We start from the raw sequence: 13856 nt of genomic DNA, 5'->3' as shown, positions 1-13856 counted from the left end.
CACCGTGACATCCACGACACGGGTCGGCTTCATCGGACTGGGCAGCCAGGGCGCACCGATGGCCCGCCGTATCGCCGAGGCGTTGTTCCCCCTGACGCTGTGGGCGCGCCGCAGCACGTCGACGGACGCGTTCGCCGATACGGCCGCCACGGTGGCGGCAACACCGGCCGAGCTGGGGTCGGCGAGCGACATCGTGTGCCTGTGCGTCGTGGCGGACGCGGACGTCGAGGACGTCCTCCTGCGACCCGACGGCGTACTGACCGGCATGGCTCCCGGCGGGGTCGTCGTCCTCCACTCCACCATCCATCCCGACACCTGCCGACGCGTCGCCGACGAGGCCGCCCAGCGGGAGATCGCCGTGGTGGACGCTCCGGTCAGCGGCGGAGGCGGAGCAGCCGCGGAACGCAGGCTCCTGGTCATGGCCGGCGGACGGGAGGCGGACGTCGCCCGCTGCCGCCCGGTGTTCGACACCTTCGCCGACCCGGTGATCCACCTCGGACCGCTGGGCAGCGGCCAACTCTCCAAGCTCCTCAACAACTTCGTGTTCACCGCCCAGGTCGGCCTGGCGCTGGACACCTTCTCCCTCGCCGACGGGCTCGGCATGGACCGCACCGCGGTCGCAGAGGTGCTCGCGCACGGCACCGGCGGCAGCCGCGCCGCGGCCATCCTCGCCGCCTCCGGCTTCAACACGAACGGACTGCGCCGGGCCCTGCCGCTGCTGCGCAAGGACATCGGTCTCCTGCTCGACGTCGCCGACACGGCCCGGGCTCCCCGGCCCCGGACGCTCGCGGACCTCACCACGCACACCCTTGCGACGCTGGGCCGGAGTCCGGCGCCCTGACCACCGCCCCACCCGGACGACCCCAAGGCGGCACCGACATGACCACGTCCCTGTCCCACGACCTCGGCACGACCGGCCCTCTCGTCGACGGCACCTGGCTCGACACCACGTCCGTCGGCCGACAGGACCACATCAACCCCGCGACCGCCCGCGCCAACGGCACCGTCCTGCTCGCCGGACCGCAGGAGGTCGACGCGGCCGTCGCGGCGGCGAAGAACGCCTTCCCCGAGTGGCGGGCGATGTCCCCGGACCAGCGCCGCCGCATCCTCCAGCGCGTCGAGGAGCTGATGCTGGAGCGCGTGCCCGAACTCGGCCGGCTGAACACCCTCGAACTCGGCGTCCCCTTCCGTACTTCGGCGGGGCTGGCCCACCTGTCCGCCGGCTGGTTCGGCTACTACGCCGGCTGGGCCGACAAGCTGGAGGGCGCCACCATCCCGCCCAGCCCGCGCATGGTGCCGGGCCTCGACTACACCGTCCCCGAGCCGTACGGCGTCATCGGGATCATCCTGACCTGGAACGGCCCGATCATGTCGGCCGGCATGAAGGTCGCCCCCGCGCTCGCAGCCGGTAACTGCGTCGTCGTCAAGTCCCCCGACCTGGCCCCCTTCACCGTGGCCCGGTTCGCCGAGATCGCCCTGGAGGCCGGGCTTCCCCCGGGCGTGCTGCACGTCCTGCCCGGCGGCCCGGAGGCCGGCGAGCGACTGGTCCGCCACCCCGACGTCGCGAAGATCTCCTTCACCGGCGGCATCCCGACCGCGAAGAAGATCCTCGACGCGGCCCGCCACACCCTCAAGCCCGTCCTGCTCGAACTCGGCGGCAAGACAGCCGACATCGTCTTCCCCGACGCCGACCTCGACGCGGCCGTCGCCGAGACGGTCCGCTCCTGCTACCAACTCTCCGGCCAGGGCTGCAACCTCACCACCCGCATGCTGGTCCACCGCGAGACGTACGACAGGGTGGTCACCGCCACCGCCGCGGCGGCCACCGCCCTGCGCGTCGGAGACCCCTTCGACCAGACGACCGCCCTCGGCCCGGTCGTCGGCAAGGCGGCCCACGAACGCATCCTCGGCATGATCGAACGCGCCGCCAAGGACAGCCGTGTCATCGCCGGCGGCCACGCCACCGACCCGTCCACGCTGCCCCCGGACAACCGCGACGGCTACTTCATCGACCCGACGGTCCTCGCCGACGTCGACCCGCACAGCGAGGCCGGCCAGCACGAGGTCTTCGGCCCCGTGCTGGCCCTGATCCCCTTCACGACCGAGGACGAGGCGGTCGAACTGGCCAACTCCACGCCCTACGGCCTCGGCACCGCCGTACACACGCAGGACGTGTCCCGCGTCCAGCGCATCGTCCCGCACCTCGAGTCGGGCACCGTGCTCGTCAACGGTGCCTCGGGCCAGCCGCCCGGCGCCCCGTTCGGGGGCTACAAGCAGAGCGGCTACGGGCGTGAAGGCGGCAAAGAGGGCCTCTACGAGTTCCTCCAGACCAAAAACGTCTTCATCCGCGCGTAAGCAGGCGCCCCAACCCCCGCACCAGGAGGCCTCATGGAAGACACCCAGGCGGTCCACACCCTGGCAGAGGTCCTGCCCGCCCACGAACCACCCTCGACTGCCACCCCGTTCGGCCGCGCCGCACGGGACTTCCTCTACGGCGAGGTCTGGTCACGCCCCGGCCTGAGCCGCCGCGACCGCCGCTGGGTCACCCTCACGTGCGTGGCAGCCGCCGACTCCCCGCAGCCCATCGAGGACCACGTCCACGCGGCGCTTGTGAGCGGCGACATCGGCCTGGAGGCCATGCTGGAGTTCGTCCTGCACTTCGCGGTGTACTGCGGCTGGCCCAAGGCGTCCCACGTGGAGGGGGCCATCGCCCGGCAGTGGGACCGCATCCACCGCGAACGCGGTGAACAGACCCCGCACTGGCCGCAGTTGAGCAACGACACCCTCGGCCCCGCCACCTGGGACGAACGGCTCGAACGCGGCGTGAAGGAGTTCATCGACGTCAACCTCACGCCCGCACCGCCCACGAACTCGCCGTACCGGCACGCCGGCATTCTCAACTTCGTGTTCGGGCACGTCTGGCAGCGCCCCGGGCTGAACCGGCGCGAGCGCCGGATCATCACCGTCGCCAGCGTCGCCCTCGACGACTCGCCCGTCCCACTGCAGACGCACGTCCGGGCTGCGCTCCACTCCGGCGACCTCACCAAAGAGGAGATGGACGAGATCGTGCTGCAGTTCGCCGCGTACTACGGCTTCGCCAAGGGGGAGGCCCTCGCGGACGCGGTGGAAACGGCGTGGGCGTCCAAGGCCGACTGACCGGCGTCCTGCGGCACGACGAGGTCCGGGCTCGCCCGGAACCTGCGCGGCCACGAGCGGAACACGGCCCCTCCCGGGGGTGGCCCACTTCACCCTGTTTCGGCGAGGCCGAGGCTCTGACCGGCTTCCGCGCCTGGCGGGAGGCCTTGGCCGGGTGCGCCCACCCACGGGGTCGTGATGAGTCGTCGCTTCAGACCATTGCGTTTCGGCCACGCCTGTCCATAAGCTTTCCACGTGGAAGGTATTGAAACGTTTCAATACCTTGCGGGGGAGGGACACCCCTGTTCCAGCGCGGTGCGCTTACGAAGGGAATCTGAGCCGTGGCCGAGGAGAACAGAAGTGCGTTGAGCCGCCGACACATGCTCGGCATCATGACGGCCGCGGCCGCGGCGGCCGGGGCCGCGCTCCCGCTCGCCGCCGCGCCGAACGCGGTGGCGGCGAGCGCGACGGCAGCGGGCGGGCGCGGTTCCGCACCGGCGGACCTGCAGGTCAACTCGCGGGTCGCGCCCCTGGGCACGGAGACCGCACCGACGTTCAGCTGGGTGCCTCCGGTGGCCAGGCAGACGGCGTACGAGATCCAGGTCGGCACCGGGCCGGGCAAGGCCGACATCTGGCACAGCGGCAAGATGGCGGGCTCGAACAGCACCGAGGTGGCTTACGGGGGCGGTCCGCTGCACTCGGAGCGGGCGTACTCCTGGCGGGTGCGGACCTGGGACGAGAAGGGCGCACCCGGCCCTTGGAGCGAGCCGGCGACGTGGGAGACCGGCCTGCTGAAGGGCGAGAAGGACTGGTCGGGCGCGCGGTGGATCGGCGGCCGAGTGGCGCAGGACCACGACTGGAAGGATCTGACCGCGACCGTCGTCTTCCGCGGCGGCCCCGACGCCGCCGGCGGGCTTGCCCTGCTGCTGCGCGCCGAACCCATCGGCAAGACCTGGGGCGAGGGCCTCAACTGGACAGTCCGGCAAAGCGGTGAGGACATGCAGCTGGTCATGAGGACCAGCCACTACGCCGGCAACACCTGGGTGGACGACGGCACCTCCGAGCCCGACTGGGGGGTCAACTACTACGACCCGCAGAGCGAGACCAACCCCACCGCCGCCGGCACGCGCAGTGTTCCGGTCGGCACGGTCACCCTCCCCGCATCCACCGGGCTGACCAAGGACACCTGGGCCACCCGCGACCACACCGTGCAGGTCGCCGTCCAGGGGCTCACCGCGACCACCACCGTCAACGGCGTCGAGGTCGACAGCCGCACGCTCGCCGGCGACCAGATCCGCCGCCACGGCAGCTTCGGCTTCGCCGGCGGCACCTCCGCCACCATCCGCAGCGTCGAGGTGACCGGCACCGGCGCCCGCGACTTCTCCGCCGACCTGACCATGGGCGCCAACCCGTTCGAGAACGGCATCGCCACCCTCGCCGGTCTCACCTTCCCACCCAAGAACCCCTACATCCCGTCCAAGAACAGCATGCTGCCCATCGCCAACCCGGCCCCGGTACTGCGCCGCGCGTTCACCCTGCCCCGCGGGCGCCGCATCGCCAAGGCCCGGCTGCACCTGAGCGCCGCGGGCAACGTCAGCTTCACCGTCAACGGCGCCCCGCTCACCGTCGACGGCAGGCGGGCGAACGCGGGCCGGACCAGCGTGCCCCGGCTGCTCACCGACCAGAGCACCTACGACCGCACGGTCCTGTACGACACCTTCGATGTCACCACGCTGCTGGAGGCCGGCCGGGAGAACGTCGTCGCCGCCGAGCTCGGACGCGGCTGGTACGGCGTGACCACGCCCCAGGAGTGGTACTGGCAGCTAGCCCCTTACGCCGGCCAGCCGCGCCTGCGCGCGAAGCTCGTCGTGACGTACACCGACGGCTCGGCCACCACGCTCGTCACGGACCGGGACTGGCTGGCCGCCGACGGGCCCACGACCTTCGACTCCGTCTACTCGGGCGAGAAGTACGACGCCCGCCGAGCCGACGAGCTGGGCGACTGGCGCTCCGTCGGCTACCGCACCGGCCGAGCCTGGCGCCCAGCGGCCGCCCTCATTCCGCCGGGCAGTTGCGTGAGTCCTTCGCCGAAGTACCACGGCGCGCTGCCCGCCACGACGATTCCCGACGGTTTCAGACCTGCCGTCATGAGGGCGCACGAGGCGGAACCGGTGCTGGTCAGCCAGACGCTGCAACCGGTCTCCCTCACCGAGACGGCGCCCGGCTCGAAGACCTGGATCCTTGACTACGGCCAGATCCTGACGGGCCTCGTCCGCCTCACGCTGACCGACGTGCGCTCCGACAAGGAGGGCCTCACGCTGCGGATCCGCGGTGGCAACCGCATCGCCGGCGGCGACGGCACGGCCGCCTCCCCGCTCTCCGTGGAGGAGGAGAACTTCCAGCACGACGCCAACCTCCAGACGCACTACTACACCCTCGGCAAGCGGCCGACGCAGACCTGGGAGCAGCAGTTCAGCCACTTCGGCTTCCGCTACCTGGAAGTGATGAACCTGGAGGCGGTCCTCGGGCGAGCCCCCGACCTGAAGCGGGACGCGGACATGCTCACTGTCGGTGTCGCCCGCTCCGGCTTCGCCCGCACCGGCACCTTCGCCACGGACAACGCCCTGATCAACCGTCTCCAGCGCAACCTGGAGTGGGCCGAGCAGAACAACCTGGTGCAGAAGCCCACCGACACCCCGTCCCGCGAGAAGAACGGCTGGACCGGCGACGCCATGGCCAGCTCCGAGTCCGAATCACTCACTTGGGACGTCAACGCCGTACTCACCACCTACCTGCGGCACTTCCCCGACACCCAGATCTCCACCGGCCAGCTGCCCATGTTCGTCCCCATCGCCAAGGGCGGATACGGCTACGACCACACCCCCGGCTGGAACGCCGCGTGGAAGGCGGTGCCCGCCTGGGACTCGGCGTACTTCGTCATCCCGAGGGAACTGCACACGTACTACGGCAACAGCAGCCTGTTCGCCGAGCTCTACGACCACCAGGACACGCTCCTGATGTACTACGAGACGCTGTTCACCGCCGAGAACGACTACAAGTTCGAGGCCTCGCTCGGCGCCTACTCCGGTGCGGAGAGCCCCGGCAGCAACGCCGTCATCAGCCTCGCCTTCTACATCCACTTCTGCGACTACATGGACGAGGTGGGACGCGGTCTCGGCCGTACAGAACGCGCCGCCCACTACGCGAATCTGGCGCGCACCCTGCGCAAGGCGTTCATCGCAAACTACTGGGACGCTGCACAGGCCCACTTCACCCAGGGCAGCATCTCCAGCGAGAACGCCCTGGCCATCGCGTTCGACCTGGTGCCCGGCTCGGACCTGGACCCCGACGACCCGCGTCGCCTGGCTGGCACGAAGACGCTCGCGGAGAACAAGAAGGCCCTCGCGAAGCTGCTCGCCGACCGGATCGTGGCAGCCGACCAGCACATCCAGAACGACATGTACGGCTCGCGCTACGAGTTCAACATCCTCAGCGAGTACGGCTACACGGACATCGCTCTGAAGGCCGTCACCCAGACCGGCCTGCCCGGCTACGTCTACCAGATCGCCAAGGGTGCCACCTCGCTGTGGGAACAGTGGACCGACCGGCTCTCGGTCGACCACCACTACCGCTCCAACGTGGCCACCTGGTTCTACCAGAGCCTGGCCGGCATCAGACCGACCTCAACTGCCTACGAGACGCTGCGCATCCGCCCGTACATCCCCGCAGCCGCGGTCAACAGCAGGGTCCCGACCGGCACCGAAAACACCGACCTGTCGCCCGCGACCCTTGACCATGTCAGCGCCTCGATCGACACCGTGCGCGGCAAGGTGTCCTCGGAGTGGCGGCGGCGTGGGGACGGCAGGATCGACCTCGCGGTGACGGTCCCGTACAACACCGAGGCCGAGATCTGGGTCCCCACCCAGAACCAGCCCGTCACCGCACCCCGGGGCGCCGCCTTCGTCCGCGACGACACCTCCGGAGGCGCGGCCTACAAGGTCTACGGGGCCCGGGCGGGCTCATACCGCTTCAACGCCTGACCGGTCGAGCAGGTGAACCACTGCACCGTGCCGTGGTGGCGGACCCGGCACGGTGCAGTGAGGTCGGTGGGCGCCGTGCTCAGGAGATCAGGACGATCTCGCCTCGGGCGCGCCGCTGCTGCAGTGCCGCGAAGGCGTCGGTGACGCGATAGAGGGGAGAGGGGATATGTCGCGGCGATCGTGATCTCGACGGCACCCGGGGCGACTGGGTCGATCAGCTCCACCAGGTCCCGCGTGCGGTCACGTTGTGGCGGCCGTCGGTCGTGCCTGATCCCCACAGACGGTCACACGGCCGACCGGCGCAACTGCGCGGCCGCGCGCTCCAAGTCCGCGGCGGAATCGCCGACCTTGGTCACGGGGGTTCCGCTGCCGAAGTCGATGAAGGAGTTGCCGTCCGCATCGACGATCACCCCGCCACCGGCCGCCTCCACGAACACGGGCAGGACGGCGCCGACGCCGGCCAGGCACCACCTTCCGCTGACGGGTCAGCGGTTCACGGGAGTGCGGGCCGGGGATCTCGCTGACGACACGCTGGACCCGCTCGAGGTCGGGACCGTCGACCGGCTGGGAAACGCCGGACATGAAACGTGCTCCGGATATGGAGGGTTGGGGCCGCCGAGCCAAGCGGGTTCGGGGCTCGTCCAGTGCCGCACCGCGAGCCGCCGAGCCCGCCCGTCCGACTACGGAGGACGCGGACCTGCTTGACGGTCTGCCCTATCTGGCACTCAACCTTGTGAACGCTCCTGAGCAGCTGCTCAGGCAGTTGTTCGAGGTCCTTCAGCTGATGGTCCGGCTGCACTACGACTCGGAGGAGGTGACGATCCGTATCACGCTGCCTGCCGATCTGTTGTCAGACGTCGCCACGACCGCTGACAGGGATGCTGGTGGAGGACCGGACGTCGGTCGCGGCTGGGACGGCGGCCGGGCTCGGTACCTTCGCCTCATGCTCGGTGTGCTCGTGGGTCTCGTCCTCCCGGCCTCGGAGGCCCAACGCCGCGAGGGCGGCGCCCACGAGGGCGAGGATGCCGGTGACTAGGACGGCGGTGTGGACGCCGTTCATGAAGGCGGTGTGGCTGCCCTCCACCACGGCCGCCCTGAGCTGTGCGGGCATCGCGTCGGAGACCGGGGCGACGCCCATCGCGACCGCGTCCTTCGCCTCCTCGAAGCGGGCGGCCGCCGAGTGGGGCACGCCGGCGTCGGTCAGTGAGTCCGTGAGCGTGGAGCCGACGCGGCTGCTGATGAGGGAGACGAGCACCGAAGTGCCGAGCGCGCCGCCGACCTGGAGCGAGGTGGCCTGCAGGCCACCCGCGATGCCGCCGTCCTTGACGGGGGCGTTGCCGACGATCGCGTCGGAGGACGCGGCCATCACGATGCCGACGCCGAGACCGAGCGCGACGAACGGCGGCCACATGGTGGCGTACGAGGAGTCGGCGCTCCACGAGAGCATCGTGAACGCGGCGCCGGCCTGGAGCACCATCCCCAGCGGCATGGTCAGGCGCGGGCCGAACTTCCCTGTGAGCTTCGCGCCGAGCGGCGAGGCCACCATGGAGGCGAGGCTGAGCGGCAGGGTGCGCACACCGGACTCGACGGGCGTGAAGCCGTGCACGTTCTGGAGGTACAGCATCACGAAGAAGATCGCGCCGAGCAGGACGAAGAAGTTCAGCGCGGTGACGAACACACCTATGGTCAGGGCCGGGTTGCGGAACAGCCGCATGGGCAGGAGAGGGTGCGCGACGCGGGTCTCGTACCAGCCGAAGAGGACCAGGACGACGACACCGCCGACGATCGCCCCGAGCGTGCCGGCCGAAGTCCAGCCCCACGTCTCGCCCTTGACGACGCCGAAGACGACGGCGATCAGGCCGAGCGCGAGCAGTACGACGCCGGGCACGTCGAACTTCTCGCTCGACGCCGCCTCGTTCCTGGACTGCGGCAGCACCACGAGACCGAAGACCAGGGCGATCACGCCGATGGGGGCGTTGATGTAGAAGACGGACTCCCAGTTGACATGCTGGACGAGCAGTCCGCCGACGATCGGGCCGAGCGCGGTGGCGACGGACGAGATCATCGCCCAGATACCGACCGCCATGCCGAACTTCTTCGGCGGGAACACCGCACGCAGCAACGCCAGCGTGTTGGGCATGAGCATCGCACCGAAGAGACCCTGCACGGCGCGGAAGGCGATGACGCCCTCGACCGAGCCGGCGAGGCCGATCGCGACGGACGCGACGGTGAATCCGACGACGCCGACGAGGTAGACCGTGCGGCGCCCGAAGCGGTCGCCGAGCTTGCCGCCGAGGATGAGGGCAGCGGCGAGGGCGAGCAGGTAGGAGTTGGTGACCCACTGCAGTTCGGCGGTGGTGGCGCTCAGGTCGCGGGCGATCTCGGCGTTGGCGATCGAGACGACGGAGCCGTCGAGGCCGACCATGAACAGGCCGAGCCCGACCGCGATCAGCGTCAGCCAGGGGTTGGCGCGCAGATCGCGGGGGTGGGGGTCGGACACGGGAGTGGACGCTGTGGAAACAGCGGTGACAGACATGTGTGAGCTGTCCTCGTGACGTGTGGCGCGCGGCTGGGGCGCGTGGACATGTGGGGGCGAGCTGCGTGTGGGCTGTGCAGGGGGCAGCACACCGAGCCCTGCCACAGCAGCGGCAAGGGCAATAGACGTACGGGAGCCGGACCGAACGGTCAGGCGGCGGAGTCGTCGCGCAGGCGCCGGGTGAGAGCCTCAAGAGCGCCGAGCGCCGAGCCGAGGGCGTCGCGGTCGCCGTCCGTGAGAGTCCGCAGCGCGGCCGCGAGCTGTCGCGCCGCGACGTCCTCGGCCTGGCGGATGCGTTGACGCGCCACGGCGGTGACACGCAGGTGCGCGACGCGCTTGTCGGTGTCGTCCTGGTGCCGTTCCAGCAGGCCCGCGTCGGTGAGGCGGGTGACCAGGGCGCTGACGTTGTTCGGCATCATCCGCAGCGCGCCGGCGGCCTTGTGGACGGTCGCGCCGTCGTGCTCGGCGACGTACTGGAGCAGGGCCAACTGCCGCTCGGGGAGCTTGGGGTAGGGCAGTCGCCGGTCGATGCTCTGTTTGATGTACCGGTTCAGCGCGGGCAGGCACGCCACGAGGCCTGCGGCCACTTGGTCGACGCCCTGGCTCGGTCGAGCCTCACTGATTCCGGTCACGATTCCAAGTTACCTATGACAAGAAACCTATGTCAAAATACTAATTCCCCCCTGACGGTCGGCCTGCCTCCTGGCGCCCACCTGATCATCCGTGCGTCCCCGTACCGTGCGTGAGCCGGTGCTTTCCCGGAGGATGGTCGGTGCAGCGGCACGTTTACCCAGGTCAGGGATCAAAGCCCGGCTGGCGTCCTGCCGGCGCTCCGGGGCCTCGTCGGTCGGTGCTTTCACCAACCGGGCCAGCCGCGTAAGAGTCCGCGATCGAGTGATCCCATCGCTCTACTGTGCGGATCCGGCGAGAGGGCGCCCACTCCGAAGAGCCCTTCAGCGGCGCGTGCTTCCGCCGTCTGCGACGACGATCTGCCCCGTGATGAACGCGGCGTCGTCGGAGGCGAGAAACGCCACGACGCCCGAGACGTCGGCCGGCATCTGCACACGCTTGATGTTCTGCATCCGCACGGTCTGCTCGAAGAAGAACTCGCTCGTCTTCTCCGCGGCCGTGGCCGTCCGGACCAGGCTCGTTGCGACGCCGTTGACGGTGATGTGGTGAGCGGCGAGGTTGGCGGCCAGGACAGAGGTGAATCCGTTCAGCGCGCCCTTGGCGGAGACATAGGAGAGAAACGGAGGCGGCGGAGTCCAGTAGCTCGAGGACGTGATGTTGATGATCCGTCCCGACCCGGACTCCTTCAGGTCGGGCAGGAACGCCCTGGAGGCCAGGAAGGGGCCGTCCACGTTGACGGCGAAGGTGCGACGCCATTCGTCGGAGGTCACGTGGTCGATATCGGCCAGCAGAACGACAGCCGCGTTGTTCACCAGGATGTCGGCCGCGCCGAGCTCACGTCGGACCCGGGCGGCGAACCCGTGGATGGCGTCCTCGTCCGAGACGTCGACCTTGTCGCTGAAGAATCGCGGACCGGTTTCCGCGACGAGGTCCCGCGTCTCGTCGGCCGGATCGATGTCCGCGACCGCGATGTCCGCTCCCTCCGCCGCGAGTCTGCGGGCGATCTCCTGCCCGCTGCCCGTACTGCCTCCGGTCACGACGGCGGTCCTGCCCGTCAGCCTCCCAGTCATGAGTCACTGCTCCTTCCGGGCGGCAGCGGCAAGGTCGTCCTCCAGGGATGATGCGCGTCGAGACCGAGGATCGGCGGCGGCTTGTTCGTCTAATGAACATGACCGTTGAGGGTGACTGGGGTCACTCCTAGCTTGACGCTGCTCAGCCGGTCGGCCAGCGCGCCGAGCGTCCTGAATCAGGTCCGGTGGAAGGGCGGCGGCGCGGAGGCGCTCCGCAAGGCCCAGGGGCGGCACGGCAGCGGTGTTGCCGGGATGACCGCGACAAAAACACCCACAGCAGGGTCCGGCAGCGGACGCCGGTTCCGACAGCAGCGCATTGCGCCAAGGAGTCGTCCATGGTTCAGATCGATTCGCCCAAGGCGGCAGAGGGAGAGGGCGGCAGATACACCCTGACCTCGGGCACCCTGGTCGCGGTGGTTCTCGCTGTCTGCCTCGCGCAGATGGCCCTCGCCGTCCCTTCACTCATCAACGGGCTGATCCAGCAGGATCTCGCGCCGTCCTCGGCCCAGCTGACGTGGATCACCGACGCCTTCATGCTTCCCGTGGCCGCGCTGGAGCTGGGCTTCGGCGTGTTCGGTGACCTGTTCGGCCGTAAGCGTCTGCTCGTGGGGGGCGCCGCGCTCATCGCGCTCGGCTCGACCCTCGCGGTCCTGGTGCCGGGTTCGGCATACTCGACCGACACTCGGGTGACGTTGCTGATATTTGCCCAACTCCTCAGTGGCATCGGGGCCGCGGCCATCTTCCCGACGAGCCTCGCCATGGTGGCGGCCGGCACGCACACCACTGCCACCCGCGCGCGTGGCGTGGCGATCTGGGCCGCCGCGCTGTCGATCGGGGGTTTCCTCGGGCCGCTGCTGGCAGGCCTGTCCACCAAGATTCACAGCGGCTGGGCCGGGAACGCGAACTGGCGCTGGGCCTACGTCGGTGTCCTCGTCATCGCCGCGGTGAGCGCGTTGCTGTCGCTGGCGATCGCCCGCAACTCCTCCTCGCCCGAGGGCCGATCCCTGGACTGGCCGGGGCAGATCACCTCGGCGCTTGGCCTGTTCGCTCTGCTGTACGCCGTGATCCAGGGCTCCGAGAGCGGCTGGGGGAGCCCGCAGATCGTCATCGCGTTCGTCGCCGCGGCCGTGCTCCTCGGGCTGTTCGTCTTCGTGGAGAACCGGGCGGACGCGCCGCTCCTTCTCCTGAGCGCGTTCAAGAACCGGGCGTTCGCCGTGAACTCGGTGGTCACCGTGATCGGGATGTTCGGCTTCCTCGCGATCATGTACTCCACCAGTATCCGCCTCACCATCATCCAGGGAATCAGCCCGCTGAAGGCCTCCATCGCCTACCTCTTCTTCGGTGGCATCGGGCTCGTGCAACTGCCCCTCACCTCCAAGCTGTTGGAGCGGTACAACCCCCGGTGGGTTCTCTTCACCGGCCTGATCCTCGTCGGCGCCAGCGGGCTGTGGTTCGCCGGCGTTCCGACGAGCGATCGGGCACTTGGCGCCATCGTCGGGCCTCTGATCCTCGCCGGCGTCGGTTCGGCACTCGCCTTCGCCGCCATCAGCGCGGTCGCGGTCAACACGTTGCCCAACCACCTCGCCGGCATGGCAAGCGGTGCCACGAGCACGTTCCGGGACCTCGGGTTCGCGCTCGGCCCCGCGATCATGGGTGCTGTCGCGCTGAGCCAGGCTGCCAAGGAGATCGCCCGCAACCTGGCCGACAATCCTGGCCTGAGCAAGGCTTATGCGGCTTTCCAGGCCGCTCCGGCCCATGCTCCCGCGGATCAGAAGCCGCAGCTGGAGGCGGCTGTGCACGCCGTGGGATCGGGCCCGCTCGGCGCCAACTCGGTGCCGGCCAGCATCACCTCGCCGGACGGTCAGGTCATACCCTTCAACCCACTCAAGGACGTCGCCTTCCACGCCCTCAGCAGCAGTTACTCACTGGCGTTCGTGCTCGGTGGCGTGGCTGCTCTCGTGGCGGCGGCACTCACTCTCGTGGGCGGGCACGGCGGCGTGGACCAGGCTCATCTCGACGACGACCCGCACACCCTCGACGGCTGACCGCATGACGAACGCGCCGGGGCCGGGACACGGGTAGCAGGTCGGCCAGGCCAACCGGCCGCCCGCCGCGACTCCACCTCCTCCTCAGGAGCGGCAGTCACGGCGGGCCACGGCGTACAAGACACAACGATCGACAGACGCACTCGGACAGGAGTCGAACAATGACCACCGCATACTGAGAGCGGCCGACCGCGTCGAGCATTTTGCCGACGGGGCCGTCGTTGGGGATGGGATACGGCGTTGGGGTGAGGCCCCAGAAGCGGTAGCCGCCGTCGGCCGCGGAGAACAGGTGTGCCCGTCCGGCTCGCTTGCCGGCGTCGTACTGCACGTCGTAGAGCCCGTCCTCGTCGGCCTCCCAGACCTCGATCCGTGCACCGGCGAGCGGATTGCCGTCGGTGTC

The 13856-nt window shown here is 69.8% G+C and carries 10 protein-coding genes; 5 read left to right on the top strand and 5 right to left on the bottom strand.

Annotated elements, in window-relative coordinates:
• Positions 1–4 precede the first annotated feature (4 nt).
• The 4 genes from ABT137_RS38465 (at position 5) to ABT137_RS38450 (ending at position 7175) form a co-directional block, all read left to right on the top strand.
• Positions 5–841 carry an NAD(P)-dependent oxidoreductase gene (locus tag ABT137_RS38465; protein ID WP_351716097.1) on the top strand — a complete coding sequence of 279 codons (837 nt, stop codon included), beginning with the start codon at positions 5–7 and terminating at the stop codon, positions 839–841.
• Between the two features lie 38 nt (positions 842–879).
• Positions 880–2355 carry an aldehyde dehydrogenase family protein gene (locus ABT137_RS38460; protein WP_351716095.1) on the top strand — a complete coding sequence of 492 codons (1476 nt, stop codon included), beginning with the start codon at positions 880–882 and terminating at the stop codon, positions 2353–2355.
• A 33-nt stretch (positions 2356–2388) separates the two neighbouring features.
• Entirely contained in the window at positions 2389–3156 is a 768-nt protein-coding gene (locus ABT137_RS38455) for a carboxymuconolactone decarboxylase family protein (protein WP_351716093.1), read from the top strand.
• A gap of 344 nt (positions 3157–3500) precedes the next feature.
• Positions 3501–7175 carry a family 78 glycoside hydrolase catalytic domain gene (locus ABT137_RS38450; RefSeq protein WP_351716092.1) on the top strand — a complete coding sequence of 1225 codons (3675 nt, stop codon included), beginning with the start codon at positions 3501–3503 and terminating at the stop codon, positions 7173–7175.
• Between the two features lie 284 nt (positions 7176–7459).
• Here ABT137_RS38450 and ABT137_RS38445 read toward each other — a convergent pair whose 3' ends face one another.
• The 4 genes from ABT137_RS38445 to ABT137_RS38430 form a co-directional block, all read right to left on the bottom strand.
• Positions 7460–7612, bottom strand: a complete 153-nt coding sequence (locus ABT137_RS38445; RefSeq protein WP_351716090.1) for a hypothetical protein — start codon at positions 7610–7612, stop codon at positions 7460–7462.
• A 413-nt stretch (positions 7613–8025) separates the two neighbouring features.
• Complete coding sequence (locus ABT137_RS38440; RefSeq protein WP_351716088.1) at positions 8026–9711, bottom strand: MFS transporter; 1686 nt, start codon at positions 9709–9711, stop codon at positions 8026–8028.
• A gap of 149 nt (positions 9712–9860) precedes the next feature.
• Complete coding sequence (locus ABT137_RS38435; protein WP_351716262.1) at positions 9861–10334, bottom strand: MarR family winged helix-turn-helix transcriptional regulator; 474 nt, start codon at positions 10332–10334, stop codon at positions 9861–9863.
• Positions 10335–10664: 330 nt separating this feature from the next.
• On the bottom strand, positions 10665–11411 hold the full coding sequence (locus tag ABT137_RS38430; protein WP_351716086.1) for an SDR family NAD(P)-dependent oxidoreductase: 747 nt from the start codon (positions 11409–11411) through the stop codon (positions 10665–10667).
• Positions 11412–11746: 335 nt separating this feature from the next.
• Between ABT137_RS38430 and ABT137_RS38425 the strand changes: the two genes are divergently transcribed.
• On the top strand, positions 11747–13456 hold the full coding sequence (locus ABT137_RS38425) for an MFS transporter (RefSeq protein ID WP_351716084.1): 1710 nt from the start codon (positions 11747–11749) through the stop codon (positions 13454–13456).
• A gap of 97 nt (positions 13457–13553) precedes the next feature.
• On the opposite strand, the gene ABT137_RS38420 is transcribed toward ABT137_RS38425, so the two are convergent.
• A partial coding sequence (locus tag ABT137_RS38420; protein ID WP_502984646.1) for a dioxygenase family protein occupies positions 13554–13856 on the bottom strand: 303 nt, incomplete at its 5' end.

Source organism: Streptomyces sp. NPDC001980 (assembly GCF_040296885.1).
Classification (GTDB): Bacteria; Actinomycetota; Actinomycetes; order Streptomycetales; family Streptomycetaceae; genus Streptomyces.
The sequence above is the reverse complement of the archived record's forward strand: the minus strand, read 5'-3'. Positions and strand labels throughout refer to the sequence as shown.

What these genes read in the sequence shown, in the direction of transcription:
- ABT137_RS38460 (WP_351716095.1), top strand. Translation starts at nt 880, where the DNA reads ATGACCACGTCCCTGTCCCACGACCTCGGCACGACCGGCCCTCTCGTC.
- ABT137_RS38455 (WP_351716093.1), top strand. Translation starts at nt 2,389, where the DNA reads ATGGAAGACACCCAGGCGGTCCACACCCTGGCAGAGGTCCTGCCCGCC.
- ABT137_RS38440 (WP_351716088.1), bottom strand. Translation starts at nt 9,711, where the DNA reads ATGTCTGTCACCGCTGTTTCCACAGCGTCCACTCCCGTGTCCGACCCC.
- ABT137_RS38430 (WP_351716086.1), bottom strand. Translation starts at nt 11,411, where the DNA reads ATGACTGGGAGGCTGACGGGCAGGACCGCCGTCGTGACCGGAGGCAGT.
- ABT137_RS38425 (WP_351716084.1), top strand. Translation starts at nt 11,747, where the DNA reads ATGGTTCAGATCGATTCGCCCAAGGCGGCAGAGGGAGAGGGCGGCAGA.